This window comes from Nonomuraea sp. NPDC049129 (genome assembly GCF_040648495.1).
In the GTDB taxonomy this organism is placed as follows: Bacteria; Actinomycetota; Actinomycetes; order Streptosporangiales; family Streptosporangiaceae; genus Nonomuraea.
Window position 1 is genome coordinate 370,170 of the sequence record NZ_JBEZDU010000007.1, and the last position, 16,078, is coordinate 386,247.

Here is a 16,078-nt window from a genome sequence, read left to right on the forward strand (position 1 = left end):
ACAGCAGACCGGTCTCGGCCGGGGTCAGACGGTCAGGAGCACCTTGATGGCGCGTCGCTCGTCCATCGCCTTGTAGGCGTCGGCGGCCTCTTCCAAGGGCAGCTGGAGGTCGAAGACCTTGCCGGGGTCGATCTTCCGGTCCCAGATCAGCTGGATCAGCTCGGGCAGGAACCGGTGCACCGGGGCCGGCCCGCCGAGCAGGTGCACTTGGGCGAAGAAGAGGTCCTCACCGCTGAGGTTGACGTCGTGGTTGACGCCCACGAAGCAGACGTGACCACCCGGGCGGGCGGAGCCGATGGCCTGCCGCATCGATTCCTGGGTGCCGACCGCCTCGACGACCGAGTGCGCGCCCAGCCCGCCGGTCAGTTCCTTGATCTTCGCCACGCCCTCGTCACCGCGCTCGGTGACGAGGTCAGTGGCGCCGAACTCGATGGCCAGCTTCTGGCGCGCCTCGTGGCGGCTCATGGCGATGATCCGCTCGGCGCCCAGCTGCTTGGCCGCCAGCACGGCCAGCAGGCCGACCGCGCCGTCGCCGACGACCGCGACCGTCTTGCCGGGGCCGGCCTCGGCTCCCACCGCCCCGAACCAGCCGGTGCCCAGGACGTCGGAGGCGGCCAGCAGGCTGGGGATCAGGTCGGGTCCGGGGGCGCCGGGAGTGGCCACCAGGGTGCCGTCGGCCCAGGGGATCCTGGCGCGCTCGGACTGAGTGCCGACCTGGCCGACGAACACCCGGTGGACGCAGGAAGAGGGGTAGCCCGAGCGGCAGATCTCGCAGGTGCCGTCGGCGGCGACGAACGTGCCCACGACGAACTGGCCGGGCTTGACGGTCTTGACCTCGCTGCCGACCTGTTCGACCACGCCGACGTACTCGTGGCCCATGGGCTGCTCGTGGACCTCCTCGACGCCGCGATAGGGCCACAGGTCCGACCCGCACACGCAGGTCGCCGTGACGCGGATGATCGCGTCGGTCGGTTCGATGATCCGCGGGTCGTCCAGGTCCTGCACTCGAACGTCGCCGGGAGCGTGCATCACCACACCACGCATAACCTTCACTCCTTCAGATTCTCTTTTCGCAGATGCTCTGTCCGCACGGCCAACCCGCCCCAGGGGCGGGCGGTTCCGAAACGGCCGCCCCCCCCGCAGGTGGGGGCGGCTCGAAACGGCCGGCCCCCTGCGCGCGGGCGCGGCTCGAAGCCGTCGCGAGCCTGGCAGGGCCCTCCGTTTCAGGCATCAGCCACTACCCATCAAAAGCGCTGGTCAGGCGGGGTGGAAGGCACTGGCTAAAGGTGTAATGACAGGGCACCCCTCCCTGGGGGAAGGCCGCCTAACCTGGAAAAGTGGACAACCGCAGCGAGATCCGTGAGTTCCTGACCTCCCGCCGGGCCAGGATCAGCCCGCAGCAGGCAGGGCTGCCGTCCTCCGGCAGGCGGCGGGTGCCCGGCCTGCGCCGCGCCGAGGTCGCCCAGCTGGCCGGGGTGAGCGTGGAGTACTACTCCCGCCTGGAACGCGGCGATCTGTCCGGGGTCTCCGGCAGTGTCCTGGACGCCCTGGCCCGCGCCCTGCGATTCAACGACGAAGAACGCACCCACCTGGAGGACCTGGCCCGCACCGCCGGACCCGGCCCGCGCCGCCGGCGCCGCCCCGCCCCGCACACCGTGCGGCCCAATGTGCAGCGGCTGCTGGACGCCATGACCGAGGCACCGGCCTTCGTCATGAACGGCCGTGGCGACGTCCTGGCCACCAACCTGCTCGGCCGCGCCCTGTACGCCCCCATGATCGAAGCCGCCCGCGGCGCCACCCCCAACCACGCCCGGTTCATCTTCCTCGACGCCCGATCCCACCAGTTCTGGGGTGACTGGGAACGCGCCGCCAACGACACCGTCGCCCTCCTGCACACCCAGGCCGGCCGCGACCCCTACGACAAGACCCTCACCGATCTCATCGGCGAGCTGTCCACCCGCAGCGACGACTTCCGCGCCCGCTGGGCCCACCACGACGTCCGCCAGCACCACAAGGGCGCCAAACCCTTCCACCACCCCGTCGTGGGCGACCTCCATCTCACCTACGAATCTCTCGCGCTGGCCGCCGACGACCTCACCCTGGTGGCCTACGGCACCGAACCCGGCAGCGACTCCGAGGACAAGCTCCGCCTGCTGGCCAGCTGGGCCGCAACCCACATGTTCGTGCCCGGCGTCGCGGCGCCACCGGTCTGACCGTCACCCCCGGTTTGCCCCCAAGCCTGGCGTGACGCGGCGGTTGAAGAGCTCACGGGCCGGGGCCCGACCAGCCGGGAACTGTCATCCCGGCCTGCCTCCTAGACGGCCAGGGAGTGGGCGGGCACGCTGACCCCGGCCCACCTCTCCATCCTGGTCACGAACTCCGCCGCGTGATCGGGCCAGTGGTGCCGTAGGCGGGCCTCCGCGTGGCCGCGCGCCCCCAGCGCCGCCCGCCGCGCGGGGTCCTCCTTGAGATCGAGTACGGCGTGTACGAGCGCGTCCACGTCGAGCGGCACCACGAGCCCGCACCCGACGCGCTCGGCCATCGAGCCATGCGGCGTGGTGATCACCGGGAGCCCCCGGCCCATGTAGTCGAGGATCTTGGTCGGCGTCCTCGGACCGGTTTCCTCCGACAGGGCCAGGCCGGCCAGGGCGCCCTCGGCCATGCGCAGGGCATGGCGGTTCGGGACGTACCCGAACCAGTCGAGCAGCCCGACCCGCTGCGCGTCCCGCAGCAGCGGCCGGATCTCACGGTCACTGGCGCCGATCAGGTCCATCCGGATGCCGTGCGGGACGAGTCGCTCGGCCAGCCCGATGAGCTCGGAGACGCCGCGCTCGGCGGACAGGCGCCCGATGTGCACCACCCTGGTGTCACCGGGAGGTGGAGGCTCCGCCGACACCAGGGTGGCTTCCGGCACCACGGCGGAGGTGATCACGTGGTGACGCCTCTCGGCCCGGGCCATCTGCCTGGCGGTGACCTGCTCCCGTACATCCCAGACAATGGGCGGGTGGTGGAAGGGCAGGGCGTGCAGCAGCCGGTGGTCGTGCACCATCAGCAGGTCGGCGCGCTTGAGGCCGCGCCGGAGCGCTGCCCGCGCCCGGCCGTAGCCGGCATTGCGCGGCACGTCGATCGCGGTGACGCCCATCGCGGGCGTCACGTTGTAATAGGTGAAGGGCGCGACGTAGGTCACCTCGTGGCCCGCGTCGAGCAGCGCCCGGATCTGCCTGTGCATGATCCGGGCGTCCTCGGGATGGTGGACGGTGGTGGCGACGCAAACCCGCATGCGGACGATGCTGCGCGGTCACCCGGTCAACGGCGTAAATGCAGGGGGAATTGCCGCTTAACTTCCTGAAGGGCGGCGGTATAGCCAGGTTAGGCGGGGTTCGAGAACCCACTTGAACACGGTGCGCGTCTCGGGGAGGCACAGCACGATGGCCAGGGCGAAACAGCTCGCACTGATCGCCAGCACCCCGAGCGGGCCGTGCAGCCAGGGCAGCTCCAGCCATCCCTGGTCCTTGGCGATGAGGACGGGGATGCCGTGGAGCAGGTAGCAGTAGAGGGTGCGGGTGCCGAGATCGGTGAACCACGTCTCACGCCTGGGCACCAGCGACAGGACGGCATAGCTCATGGCCAGTCCGCAGATCAGCAGCCCGGCGCGTACGCCGAGGCCCATCCACCAGGACAGGTCCATGTCCTGGAAGCTGTGCTTGTAGTAGAAGGGCTTGAGCGGCGCCTTGGGCGCGATGAAGATCGACACCGCGGCGGCGCCGAGCACCACGAACACCGAGACGATCTTGATCCACCGGCGGTCGAGCAATTCGAAGTGCTCGGGCTGCATCACGAGCCCGATGACGAAGAACGGCATCAGGCCGAAGAACCGGTCCATGCTGAAGTCACCGGAGATCTGCGAGAACCCGGCGAACAGGTAGATCGCGATCGCCACCGGGATCGGGTGCTTCATCCGCTTCCACACGGGTGTGGACAGTCGCCAGAACAGCAGCGCCAGCAGATACCAGTTGATCCACGCGGGGTCGATGATCGTGAGGCTCCACTTCTGCCCCAGACCAAGCCGGACCAGCGCGTAGCCGACCTCCACGATCACGTACGGCACGACGAACGTGTCGACCAGTTTGTTGGTCTTCGCGTTGGAGTTCCAGAAATTTCTGGACAGGTAGCCACTGATGAGCACGAACAGCGGCATGTGGAAGGTGTAGATGAAGATGTAGAGCGACCTGGCGGAGTCGGTGTTGAGCGTCGGCACCAGCGAGTGGCCGACGATCACGAACGCGATCAGGACGAACTTGACGTTGTCCAGATAAGGGTCGCGCTTCCGTCTGGGTGCCTCGGGCTCGGGTGACGGCTCCGGCTCGGGCTCCTTTTGCCCCGCCTCGGGCGGGGTGGTGCCGTGCGGATCCGTCTTCTCACTCCAGAAAGCCTCCTCCGGCAGCGGCCACTGAGCTCCTGTGCTCGCGGGACCGGTGGCCTCATCGGCGTCACCGGGGCCCTGGGGAGTCGTGGTCGGTGGGGAGTGCTTCGTGTCAGACACTACGGAGTCGCTCAGCTTCACTCGGGGTCGGGGGAACGCGACAGGCAGCACGCGGCACGCGTCCTTGATCGCGTGGGGCGAACCCGCGTCGCCGACCGCAACACATTATCCCGGCCGCGAGGCTCCTGTCTCACTAGCGGTGCGAGAACACCCGGTTACACAGGGAACTTGGAGGTCAGGTACAGACGTTCTTCTGCTTGTCCGCGGAGATCGTGCTGTTGGTGACGCTGTCGGGGAGTTTGGTGACCTTGACCGACTTGAAGTCCTCGCCGATGATCAGCTGGATCACGGGCGGGTTCGCCGTGGCCGGGGTCGACGAGGGCACGGGCACCGGAGGGGTGTAGACGTCGGTGGTGGTCGGCTTGAGCTTGCCCGCCGTCGGGGCCGGCTTGGGCTGCATCGCCTTGATCAGCACGTCGCTGTACGCGGTGCCGTCGGCCGCCTTCTTGGCGTAGCGGACCTGGGTGTTGGCCTGACTCTTGCCGTCGGCGGCCAGGTAGTTGCCCACACCCGTGACCTTGAAGCCCTCCTTGCTCAGCAGGTCGGCGACCTCGCGGGCCTTGCCCTGCGTCGTCGTGCCGTTGAGCACCTGGACCTGGACCTGCTCCGGCTTGACGTTGATCTTGGGCTTGGTGGTGCTGGTCGTCGCCGCGGCCTCGGGCAGCTCGACGTCGCTCTTGATCGCGTTGAACAGGTCGTTGGCGTCGGGCTGCTTCCAGACCACCCGGTTCTTGTCCTCGGGGTCCGGCTGCCATGGGATCGTGGTGAACTTGACCCCGCCCGCCGTCATCTTCTGCGCGCTCTTGGCGATGTCGATGAGCTGAGCGGTGTCGTTGGCCAGCTCCGGGTCCATCGTCACCGACTTGGCCGTGGCCTTGATGAAGCTCGTGAGCTTGCCGATGTCGGTGAGGAGCTGGCTGCTGGTGGCCTTCTGCACGACCTTGCTCAGGAAGATCTGCTGACGCTTGATCCGCTGGATGTCGCTGCCGTCACCGTAGTGGCGCAGCCGGACGTAGCCCAGCGCCTGCTCGCCGTTCAGCAGGCTCTTGCCCGGGGGCAGCTTCAGGTGGGAGTTCTTGTCGTCGACGCCGTTCTGGAGGCAGATCTCGATGCCGTCGAGGGCGTCGACGATGGCCTTGAAGCCGCTGAAATCGACCTCGACGTAGTGGTCGATGCGGATGCCGGTGAGGGTCTCCAGCGTGGACATCGTGCAGGCGACCCCGCCCGAGCTGTACGCCGAGTTGATCATGTCGCGGCGGGACGGCATCTCCTGCTTCGTGGTGTCGTTCTTGCACCTGGGGATCTGCACCATCGAGTCACGCGGGAAGCTGATGAGCCGCGCCTGGTCCCGGTTGGGCGAGATGTGCATCAGGATGATCGTGTCCGTGCGCTTGCCGCCGGCGTCGGCCGTCCTGGCGAGCTTCTGGCCGTATTTCGCGTTGCCCTTGCCCGCACGGGTGTCGGAGCCGACCAGCAGCACGTTGAGCGCGCCGGTGTCCGGAGGCCGGGGGGTGAGGATGTCTTCCTTGAAGCCCTTCTGGTTGATGTTGCTGAAGGCGTCGCGGTAGAGCGTGTATCCGGTCAGCGCGCCGGCGACCATGAGCGAAGTGGTCGCGATGCTGATCCAGGCCAGCACGCGCATCTTGTTGCCGCCGCCGTTACCGCCGCCGCGGTGGCCGCGGGGCGGCAAATCCTCGGGTGGCGGCGGAGGAGGGTTCGACGCCGCCGCCCGGCGCGACATCCGGCTGCCGGGCTGTGTAGAGGCGACCCTGCGGTCCTCCACGGACACGCTCCAATGGTCACTCATGCGCCCCCTCGCCCAGTCCGGTCGGCTCGGTCGTTCTGCGCCACGAGACTAGGTCACGGACGGCGTGCCCGCAGCCATGACCAAGAGAATCGACCGTGACTCAGGCGTGATGTTACCGGGCAAAAGCATACTCAGAGCTGGACATATCGTGGAATATCCTGGGCAAACTCTTAGGATTTGCCCAGGTCGAGGCGGGTGGTCAGGGCCGCCGCCAGGCAGGCCAGGGGTACGGCCGGCAGGACGTACCGGTAGTCGAACTCGGCCACCGCGGCGGGCATCACCAGCAGAAGTACCGACGTCGACCAGGGCAGCAGCCACGCGGGCGGCTGATAAATCCCTCTCACGGACCTGGAGCGTCGCCGCCTGATCGCCAGGGCGGGCGGGACGAGCAGGACGGCCAGCAACACGGTCCCCGGCAGCCGGGCCACGTCCTGGTAGGCGCGCATCCAGCCCGCGTACGGCTCGACGACCTCGGTGCCGATCGGCCCCTGCTCGTAGCGCTTGCCCAGGTCGACGCCCAGCTGCGCGGCCCACCGGCCGGGCGGCGGCGGCGAGGTGGCGGGGAACTCGTAGTAGTCGTAGATCTCGTGGTCGGGGTAGACCGGGCGGCCCCAGACGAACGAACGGCCCAGCTCCGACAGCACGGAGGCGGCGTAGTCGAGCGGCTGCTTGCGGATGGCCAGCGAGGCGAACCTGGCCGCCAGCTCGTCGGTCTGCTGGGTGAAGGTGATGTCGGGCAGCGCGACGAGCGGGGAGTCCTTGGCCCAGATGTACTCCTGCGAGGGCGGCCGCTGATCGGGCGGCCGGGGATCGCAGAGCACCTTGAGATCCGGTGGAGGGTCCATCTTCGCGCAGTCGGCGAACGACATCGTCCGGGCGTACAGGAACGCGCCGTTCGCCCCGACGATGCCGACGCGGTGGTAGGTGGCGTAGAACCAGCCCCCGTACGCGAGGATCGGCGCCAGCGCGGCCACGACCACCACCCCGGCCGGCCCCACCCGCCTGCGCAGCAGGAACCAGGCCGCCACGACGACGATCAGCGGCTGGCCGACGGTCCTGGTGAGCGTGGCGGCGGCCAGCAGCAGCCCGACGGCGACCACCACGGACCGGTCGGCCAGGGTGAGCGCGACCGCGGCGACGATCAGGAACATGAAGAGCGTGTCGGAGACGAGCAGGTGCTCCAGCTCGATCTGGTAGGCGTCCAGCAGCACCGGCACCGTGGCCAGCGTCGCCGCCCACCTGGGCGCCCGGCGCGCGCACCAGTAGACCAGCACGCCGGTCGCCAGGCCGAGCAGGTGCTGCGCGGCGGTGACCGCGCCGAACGAGTGGAACGGTTCGAGCGCCTTCATGAAGGCCGAGTAACCGGCCGGACGCACCAGGTCGGGGCGCGGATGGAAGACGGTGACGATGTAGGTGTAGGAGTCGGGGAACCACAGGGCCGGGCGGTAGCCCAGCATCGTGATCACCCGAAGCGCGGTGCCCAGGGTCAGGATCGCCAGGAACCAGCCGTGCCGCCGCACCAGCGAGGCCGTCCGGGCGGGGGCGCCGACGGGCGTCGCCTCCTCCACCTGTACGTTCTCCCGCTCCCGCTTCACCGGCACGTCGCGTACGCTACCCGCGTTTCTGGCGATCTCGCGTAACCGGCGCCCACACCGGACGTGCCGCGGAGTCCCACCGCGCTCACCAGACACACCTGACGCGCCGAAGGCCCGTGGCTGCGTCGCGGGGCCCGCGCGTTGGATACGCTCGCGATCACCGATGAGAATCGCCTGGCCGGACCGGACGCGCAGGCCCTCGGCGGGCCGGGTGCTCGCCGTGGTCTCGATCCTGCCTGCCCTGATCGTGGCCGGCTGGCTGCTCGCCGCGCTGCCGCTGCTGCTGGCAGGCTGGTACCAGCCGGTGCCCGCGCTGGTGCTCGGCGTGGTGGTGATCGGGCTGCTGTGCCGCTTCGCCGTTCGCGGGCCGCTGAAGGTCGTCGAGGCGACCGGGCGGCAGGTCGGCGCGGTCGTCGCCGTCGCGGTGGGGTCGGGTGTGTTCAACGCGATCACGCACACCGAGCAGTTGATCGTCAGGCGTGACCCCGCCACGTACGCGCAGTACGCCATCTGGCTGGCCCGGCACGGCTCGCTGCCGATCACCCCGCAGGTGGAGGCGTTCGGCGGGCTCGATCCGGCGCTCAAGTTCGACAGCATCGGGTTCTACCCCGCGGACGGGGCGGTGGTGCCGCAGTTCATGCCGGGACCGCCGCTGCTGTTCGCCGCGGGTGACTGGCTCGGCGGGCTCGGCGCCATGCTGCTGACACCGGCCGTGCTGGGGGCGCTGGCCGTGCTCACGCTGGCGGGGGTGGTGGGCCGGCTCGCCGGTGGACGCTGGGCGCCGGTGGCGGCGCTGGCCTTCGCGGTGAGTCTGCCGATCCTCTACACCTCGCGGACCACCTTCAGCGAGATCCCCTCGCTGGTGCTGCTGTTCGGCGGCCTGGCGCTGGTCCACGACGCTCTGTCGCGGGAGGACAGGTCGCGGGGCTGGGCGGCGGGGCTGGGCGGGCTGGTGTTCGGGCTGGCCGTGCTGGTCAGGATCGACGGGCTGCGTGACGTGCTGCCGGTCCTGGCGTTCGCCGGGGCGCTGATCGCCTGGCGGCGCCTCGGCAGGCCCCAGGGGGCGCTCGGGTTGCCGCTCCTGGCCGGGCTCGCGACCGGTGCGGGGTTGGGGCTGCTGGCGGCGTACGTGCTGGCGCGGCCGTATATGTCCCATCTGTCCAAGTCGGTCAATCCGCTGCTGGCCATCTGCGCCGCCGTTCTCCTGCTCACCCTGGCGGGCGCGCTCGCCGCGCCCCGGCTGGCCCGCATCCGGCTGCCCAGGTGGCTTCCGAACGTGGGAGCCGCGCTGGTCGTCCTGGTCATGGTGGGACTGGCCGTGAGGCCGTGGCTGCAGACCGTGCGACGGGTGGCCACGACGCAGGAAGACCGGCTCACCTCCGAGTTCATCAGACAGACGCAGAAGGCCAACGGCCTGCCCGTCGACGGCACCCGGCTGTACTCGGAGCTGTCCCTGCACTGGGTGAGCTGGTACGTCGGCATCCCCGTGATCGTCCTGGCCACGCTCGCCGCGGCGGTGCTGGTGCGGCGGCTGCTCAGGAACGGCACCCCGGCCGAGTGGCTGCTGCCGCTGGCCGTCATCGGCTGGACCACGGTGACCACGCTGCTGCGCCCGGAGATCACCCCCGACCATCCGTGGGCCGCGCGCCGGCTGGTCCCGGTGGTGATCCCCGGGATGATCCTGCTGGCGGTGTGGGGGCTGGAGTGGGTGCGCACCCGGGCGCCCATGCGTGGGTACGGCCGGTGGATCGCCGTCGTGGGCGCCCTGCTCATCCTGGTGCCACCGGCCATCACCTCGATCGGGACCGCGTTCACCCCGGTGGAGCGGGGCGAGCGAGCGGCCGTCGAGGCGATGTGCGCCAAGATCCCGCCGAACGCCTCGGTGCTGATCATCGAGCGGGTGACGGCCAACCGGTTCACCCAGGTCGTCCGGGGCATGTGCGACCGCCCGACGGCCCAGGTTCTGGTGGAGGCCGGGAAGAATACGGCAAAGGAAGAAGACGTGCGCCGCCTGATCGAGCGCGTCCGCGCCGTCGGACGCGTCCCGGTCCTGCTGGCCGCCGAAGCGGGCCAGGTCGCCCCGTACGGTCCGAAGACGCAGGTCATGGCCTTGGTGTCCCGGCAGGACGAGCGCTCGCTCATCGACGCGCCGAACGGCACCTGGGGGTTCGGGATCAGCGTGTGGATGGCCGTTGCCTGACCCGTGTGTGGACTTTTCTCCCTGCTGGGCAGAGTACCCTCGACGCACGTGAGCACGTCTGAGACCCCCCAGAGTGGAAACGCCGTGGAAGAAGCGCCATACGTCACGATCGTCTTGCCCTGCTACAACGAGCAGGATCACGTCATCGACGAGGTCGAGCGCATCACCAAGGCGATGGACTCCAGCGGCTACACCTATGAGCTGGTGGCGGTCGACGACTGCTCCACCGACGAGACGCTGGCCAGGCTGCAGGAGGCCGCGCCCCGGTTCGAGCACCTGCGGATCCGCGCCTTCCACCGCAACGGCGGGTCGGGCACCGTGCGCCGCATCGGCACGCAGGAGGCCAGGGGCGAGATCGTCGTCTGGACCGACGCGGACATGACCTACCCCAACGAGCGCATCCCCGAGCTGGTCCAGATCCTGGAGAAGGACACGACCGTCGACCAGGTGGTCGGCGCCCGCACCAGCGAGGAGGGGTCGCACAAGCTGCTGCGTGTCCCGGCCAAGTGGGTGATCCGCAAGGTGGCCGAGCAGCTCGCCGGGCAGAAGATCCCCGACCTCAACTCCGGGCTGCGCGCGTTCCGCAAGTCGGTGGCCAAGCCCTATCTGCGGCTGCTGCCGCCCGGGTTCTCCTGCGTCACGACGATCACGCTGTCGTTCCTGTCGAACCAGCACGACGTCTACTACATGCCGATCGGCTACGCCAAGCGGGCGGGCAAGTCGAAGTTCAGCTTCGTATCCGACGCCTACCGCTACATCCTGCAGGTGCTGCGGATGATCATGTACTTCAACCCGCTCAAGGTGCTCATGCCGCCCGCGTTGTGGCTGGTGGCGATCGGGTTCGTCAAGGGGATCTGGGACATGATCCAGCATCCGTTCTACTTCCCGGCCAACACCGTCATGATCTTCCTGTCGGGACTGCTCATCGGGTCCGTGGCGCTGCTGGCCGACCTGATCGTGCGCTCGCGGGGCGAATAGCGTGCGCATCGCCATCGTCGGCCCCACCTATCCCTACAAAGGGGGCGGGGCGCAGCACACCACCGAGCTGGCGCACCGGCTGACGGCACTCGGCCACGACGTGGTGATCGAGTCATGGCGGGCGCAATACCCGGCCTTCCTCTATCCGGGGCAGCAGACGATCTCGGCGCCCGAGGGCACCCCCTTCCCCAAGACGCTGCGCCGGCTCGACTGGCGCAATCCCGGCGGCTGGGTGGCGTGCGGGCGCCGGCTGCGCTCGGCCGACCTGGTGATCCTGGCCGTCCTGAGCCCGGTGCAGGTCCCGGCCTACCTCGGCATCCTGTACGGCCTGGGCGGCAAGGCCAGGACCGTCGCCCTGTGCCACAACGTGCTGCCGCACGAGCGCAAGCCCTACGACCGGCCGCTGATGAAGGCGCTGCTCAACCGGGTCGACGCCGTGCTCACCCACTCCGACCAGCAGGCGGAGCTGGCGGCGTCCCTGACCGGCAAGCCTGTCAGCGTGGCCGGGCTGCCGCCGCATCTGCCGTCCACGACCGGGGAGCGTTCCGCCGAGGTGCACGGGCGGCTGCTGTTCTTCGGCATCGTCCGGCCGTACAAGGGGCTCGACCTGCTGCTGCGCGCCCTGCCGGAGGGGGTCGGGCTGACCGTGGCGGGTGAGTTCTGGGGCGGGCTCGACGGGACCCAGGCGTTGATCGGTGAGCTGGGCATCGGCGACCGGGTGGAGCTCCGGCCCGGTTACGTGGCCGCCGAGGACGTGCCGAAGCTGTTCGCCGCGGCGGACGCGCTCGTCCTGCCCTACCGCAACGCGACCGCCAGCCAGAACGTCTGGCTCGGGCACGAGCACGGCGTGCCGGTGATCGCCACCCGTGTCGGCGCGCTCGCCGACCACATCACGGACGGCGTCGACGGGCTGCTGGTCGAGCCGGACGACGTCGAGGCGCTCAACGGGGCGATCAAGCGGTTCTACGCCCCGGGCGAGCCCGAGCGGTTGCGGTCGGGCGTCAAGGCGGTCGACCCGGAGCCGTTCTGGTCGTCGTACTCCGCGGTGCTCCTCGACGCCTGACGGCCCAGCAGGAAGGCGATGCCCGCGGCGACGGCGTCGCCCAGGGTGAACGCCACCCGCGACACCACCGCCACCGCGTAGGCCGGGCCGGTGCCGAGCAGCGGCGAGAGCACGAGGATCATGGCGCCCTCGCGCACCCCGACCCCGGCGGGCACGACGAACGTCAGCAGCCCGGTGGCCCAGGCGAACGCGTAGGCCCCGGTCGCCACCACGTAGAGGTCCCACCTGCCCGACAGCAGCCAGGTGTGCAGGCCGTACACGAACCAGCCCAAAGCGGTCCAGCCCACCGCGACCAGCACGGTACGGCCGGGCAGCACGCTTTCGAGCGGCTCCTTGCGCGCCAGACGCAGGGCCAGGTTGAGACCCCAGGTGAGCACCTTGGGATGCAGGCACACGATGATCACGGGGACCAGCAGCAGGAGGTACCACGCCTGGCGCACGGCCTGTTGCGTCGCCAGCGTCGCGGCGGCGATCGACAGCGCGACCCCCAGGTTGATCACCAGGGACAGCGAGATGCAGGCGAACGTCCGGCGCGGCGGGCTGCCGTGGTCGCGGCCGAGCTCCATCATCGCCGCGTACGCCCACACAGAGCCGGGGATGTACTTGCCGAGCTGGCCCACGAACATGATCCGCCCGGCCACCGGCAACGGCAGCGGCGACCCGAGCCCGGCCAGCACCCCGCGCCAGGCGAGCAGCATGCAGAACTGCCCGGCCAGCACCGCGGCGAAGGCCCCGAGCACCGCCCACGGCGACAACGCGGTCACGGCCGCGGTGGTCTCACCCCAGTTCCTGGCCAGTCCGTAGCCGAGGAAACCGAGCGCGACCAGCGCCAGGACGACGCGCAGCAGGCGGCGGAGCATTGGCCAAGGCTAACCGGGGGCGGTCACGGATAGCCAGACGATCGGGTCTTCGATCGTTCGGCGCCTCTCGTACGCGGGTACTGTTGGGCGGCGTGGGTAAGGAACGGGTCGCGCAGTTGGAGTACTCCGAGTTCCAGTCGGCGATGCTTGACGAGGAGAAACGCCGGCGCAAGGCCGCCAAGATCATCGCGGTGGTGGAGCACTTCCACGGCCCGCTCGGCGGGCTGACCGTCGGCGACGTCGGCTGCTCGGCCGGGTTCATCGCCGACGAGCTGGCCGGCGCCGGGGCCGAGCACACGCTGGGCATCGACATCGACGTGCCCGGGCTGCGCAAGGCGGCCGACCGGTTCGGTGAGCGGGTGGCGTTCGTCTGCGGCGACGGCACCGCGCTGCCCTTCCCCGACGGCTCGCTCGACGTGCTGGTGTTCAACCACATCTACGAGCACGTGGTCGACCCCGACGCCGTGATCGCCGAGATGCACCGGGTGCTGTCCGACGACGGCGTGCTCTACCTGGGGCTGGGCAACCGGCTCGGCGTCATGGAGCCGCACTACAAGCTGCCCTTCCTGTCCTACCTGCCGCCCGCGCTCGCCGACCGCTACGTGCGCGCCTTCGGTCGCGCCGACCACTACTACGAGCGCTACCGCACCCGGCGCGGGCTGCGCCGGATGCTGCGGGCCTTCCACGTGTGGGACTACACCTTCCCGGTGCTGGCCACGCCGACGCGGTTCGCCGGGTCCGAGCTGTTCCCTGGCGCGCTGGGCCGCGTGGTGCGAACCGTGCTGGCGCGCACCCCGCGCGCGGTGCTGCGCCTGCTCCTGCCGATCGTGCCCACCTACCTGTGGGTGGCGACGAAGACGCCCCGGCGCCCGGCGGGCGCCGACCTCCCGCAGCCGCCCGAGCGGGTCCGCCCGCTGTGAGCACCATCAAGCCCGGCACATCCGGCAAGGCGCCCGGCTTGCGGAAGGCCGTGCGGTTCGGGTTCCTGCTGGTCGCCCTCGGGTTCGGCGGGTGGGCCGTGGCGTCGCAGTGGGACGCCGTGGTCGCCGGGTTCGCCCGGCTGAGCTGGCCGCTGCTCGCCGCCTCCCTGGTCGGGGTGGTGGCCGCGCTGTTGTGCGCCATGATGACCTGGCGCACCCTGCTGGCCGACCTCGGCTCGCCGCTGCCCCTGCGCCCCGCCGCCAAGGTGTTCTTCGTCGGCCAGCTCGGCAAGTACATCCCCGGCGCGGTCTGGCCGGTCCTGGCCCAGATGGAGATGGGCCGCGACCTCGGCGTGCCCCGCCCGCGCAGCGCGGCGGCGTTCTTCCTGATGATGCCGATCCAGCTGGCCAGCGGCCTGCTCGTCACGCTGGCCACGCTCGGCTGGGACCGGTTCGGCTGGCTGCTGCTCCTCGTCCCCGTGCTGCTGGTGCTGCTGGAGCCCAAGGTGATCAACGGGCTGATCGGGTTCGGGCTGCGTAAGCTCAAGCGCGAGCCCCTCGAACGCCGGCTGACCCGGCGCGGCATGCTCACCGCGCTCGGCTGGGCCCTGGCCGGCTGGATCTCCTACGGCGTGCACCTCTACTTCATCGTGCCGCAGAGCGGCCTGCTCTTCGCCATCGGCGCCTTCGCCCTGTCGTGGTCCCTGGGCATCATGTCGTTCGTCGTTCCCGCCGGTGCCGGTGTGCGGGAAGTGGTCATGGTGGGCGTGCTGTCGCCGGTGATGCCCGCCGGGCCGGCCATCGCCGTGGCTCTTTCATCGCGGATCGTCATCATCATTGGCGACCTGATCTGCGCGGGTATGGCGGGAATCGCAGCTCGGCGCGACTCGGTGTGATTTGGACCACGATTTGGGGCTCAGTGGTCATAAGCTGAACCGTAGAGGGGGGCGAAAGGTCCCACGTTGATCTTGAGGGGAGAAGATCTTCGTAATGCCTCGAGTGCTCGTCGACGCCGCGGCGGTCCCCGCGGACCGTGGGGCGTTGATCAGATACGTGGACGGGCTCGTCGCCGGTCTCGACCGGGCGGGTGCCGACCTCGCGGTGGTCTGCCAGCGCGCCGACGCCGACCGCTATGGGCGGCTCGCGCCCTCGGCCCGGATCATGCCGGGCCCCGTCGCCATCACCAACCGGGCGGCCAGGCTCGCCTGGGAGCAGACCGGAGTGCCGCTGCTCGCCCGCCAGGCGGGGGCGCAGGTCATCCACGCCCCCTACTACTCGATGCCGATCCGCGCGGGCCTGCCCACGGTGGTGACCGTGCACGACGTCACCTGGTTCACCGAGCCCGACCAGCACAGCCCGGTCCGGGCCTCGTTCTTCAGGTCCGCCACCCGCACCTCCGTACGTCACGCCACCCGCGTCATCGTGCCGTCCAAGGCGACCAGGGACGAGCTGATCCGCGTGCTCGCCGCCGATCCGACCCGCATCGACGTCGCCTACCACGGCGTGGACCAGCGGGTCTTCCACCCGCCGAGCGACGCCGAGATGCTCCGCGCGGTCACCAGGTGCGGCCTGCACGGCCAGCCGTACGTGGCCTTCCTCGGCGCGCTCGACCCGCGCAAGAACGTGCCCAACCTGATCCGCGGCTTCGCCATGGCCGTCAAGAGCCTGGACCACCCGCCCGCGCTGGTGCTCGGCGGCGGGGTCCACGAGGACGACGTCGACGAGGCCTGCCGGGAGGTCGAGGCCACCGTCAAGGTGGTGCGGCCGGGCTACCTGAGCATCCCGGACCTGCCGGGGTTCCTCGGCGGGGCGGTCGTGGTGGCGTTCCCGTCGCGCGGCGAGGGGTTCGGGCTGCCCGTGCTGGAGGCGATGGCCTGCGGCGCGCCGGTGCTCACCACCCACCGCACCTCGCTGCCCGAGGTGGGCGGCGACGCGGTCGCCTACACCGAGCCCGACGCCGACAGCATCGCCAGAGAGCTGGGCCAGCTGCTCGCCTCCACCGAGCGGCGGCTGCAGCTACGCGAGGCGGGTCTGGCCAGAGCCCGCGAGTTCACCTGGGAGGCGTCCGTGGAGGCGCATCTCAGCTCCTACCAGCGCGCGATCGAATAGTTG

The 16,078-nt window shown here is 70.2% G+C and carries 13 protein-coding genes; 7 read left to right on the top strand and 6 right to left on the bottom strand.

The genetic code is table 11. The annotated features are described in order from the left end of the window. Nucleotides 1-24: 24 nt before the first annotated feature. Nucleotides 25-1,044: a zinc-dependent alcohol dehydrogenase family protein gene (locus AB0B64_RS24465; RefSeq protein ID WP_358179802.1), complete on the bottom strand. Its 1,020-nt coding sequence runs from the start codon at nt 1,042-1,044 to the stop codon at nt 25-27. 293 nt (nt 1,045-1,337) lie between these two features. Here AB0B64_RS24465 and AB0B64_RS24470 point away from each other — a divergent pair, with 293 nt between their 5' ends. Continuing rightward, on the top strand, nt 1,338-2,213 hold the full coding sequence (locus AB0B64_RS24470; protein ID WP_358179805.1) for a helix-turn-helix transcriptional regulator: 876 nt from the start codon (nt 1,338-1,340) through the stop codon (nt 2,211-2,213). 101 nt (nt 2,214-2,314) lie between these two features. Here AB0B64_RS24470 and AB0B64_RS24475 read toward each other — a convergent pair whose 3' ends face one another. The 4 genes from AB0B64_RS24475 to AB0B64_RS24490 form a co-directional block, all read right to left on the bottom strand. Next, the gene (locus AB0B64_RS24475; protein WP_358179808.1) at nt 2,315-3,280 is read right to left on the bottom strand and encodes a glycosyltransferase; all 966 of its coding nucleotides are present in this window, start codon (nt 3,278-3,280) and stop codon (nt 2,315-2,317) included. A 57-nt stretch (nt 3,281-3,337) separates the two neighbouring features. After that, nucleotides 3,338-4,543: an acyltransferase family protein gene (locus tag AB0B64_RS24480; protein WP_357948981.1), complete on the bottom strand. Its 1,206-nt coding sequence runs from the start codon at nt 4,541-4,543 to the stop codon at nt 3,338-3,340. 175 nt (nt 4,544-4,718) lie between these two features. Next, complete coding sequence (locus AB0B64_RS24485; protein ID WP_357948984.1) at nt 4,719-6,350, bottom strand: LCP family protein; 1,632 nt, start codon at nt 6,348-6,350, stop codon at nt 4,719-4,721. 170 nt (nt 6,351-6,520) lie between these two features. Beyond that, a complete protein-coding gene (locus AB0B64_RS24490; RefSeq protein WP_358179811.1) occupies nt 6,521-7,951 on the bottom strand; it encodes a hypothetical protein in 1,431 nt (476 codons plus the stop codon). Nucleotides 7,952-8,108: 157 nt separating this feature from the next. On the opposite strand from AB0B64_RS24490, the gene AB0B64_RS24495 reads away from it, so the two are divergent. The 3 genes from AB0B64_RS24495 to AB0B64_RS24505 all read left to right on the top strand — a co-directional run bounded on the left by AB0B64_RS24495 (nt 8,109) and on the right by AB0B64_RS24505 (nt 12,186). Further along, nucleotides 8,109-10,145: a hypothetical protein gene (locus AB0B64_RS24495; protein ID WP_358179814.1), complete on the top strand. Its 2,037-nt coding sequence runs from the start codon at nt 8,109-8,111 to the stop codon at nt 10,143-10,145. A gap of 84 nt (nt 10,146-10,229) precedes the next feature. Further along, nucleotides 10,230-11,123 (top strand): glycosyltransferase family 2 protein, encoded by an 894-nt coding sequence (locus AB0B64_RS24500; RefSeq protein WP_357948993.1) that lies wholly within the window; start codon nt 10,230-10,232, stop codon nt 11,121-11,123. Between the two features lies 1 nt (nt 11,124). Further along, nucleotides 11,125-12,186 carry a glycosyltransferase family 4 protein gene (locus AB0B64_RS24505; protein WP_358179817.1) on the top strand — a complete coding sequence of 354 codons (1,062 nt, stop codon included), beginning with the start codon at nt 11,125-11,127 and terminating at the stop codon, nt 12,184-12,186. Here AB0B64_RS24505 and AB0B64_RS24510 read toward each other — a convergent pair. Beyond that, nucleotides 12,087-13,046, bottom strand: a complete 960-nt coding sequence (locus tag AB0B64_RS24510; RefSeq protein WP_357948997.1) for a lysylphosphatidylglycerol synthase transmembrane domain-containing protein — start codon at nt 13,044-13,046, stop codon at nt 12,087-12,089. The two genes, AB0B64_RS24505 and AB0B64_RS24510, sit on opposite strands and share 100 nt — an antisense overlap. Before the next feature lie 92 nt (nt 13,047-13,138). On the opposite strand from AB0B64_RS24510, the gene AB0B64_RS24515 reads away from it, so the two are divergent. The 3 genes from AB0B64_RS24515 (at nt 13,139) to AB0B64_RS24525 (ending at nt 16,075) form a co-directional block, all read left to right on the top strand. Further along, nucleotides 13,139-13,966 carry a class I SAM-dependent methyltransferase gene (locus AB0B64_RS24515; RefSeq protein ID WP_358179820.1) on the top strand — a complete coding sequence of 276 codons (828 nt, stop codon included), beginning with the start codon at nt 13,139-13,141 and terminating at the stop codon, nt 13,964-13,966. Next, entirely contained in the window at nt 13,963-14,862 is a 900-nt protein-coding gene (locus AB0B64_RS24520) for a lysylphosphatidylglycerol synthase transmembrane domain-containing protein (RefSeq protein WP_358179823.1), read from the top strand. Before AB0B64_RS24515 ends, AB0B64_RS24520 begins: the two co-directional genes overlap by 4 nt. 94 nt (nt 14,863-14,956) lie before the next feature. Beyond that, complete coding sequence (locus AB0B64_RS24525; RefSeq protein ID WP_357949005.1) at nt 14,957-16,075, top strand: glycosyltransferase family 1 protein; 1,119 nt, start codon at nt 14,957-14,959, stop codon at nt 16,073-16,075. Nucleotides 16,076-16,078 lie beyond the last annotated feature (3 nt).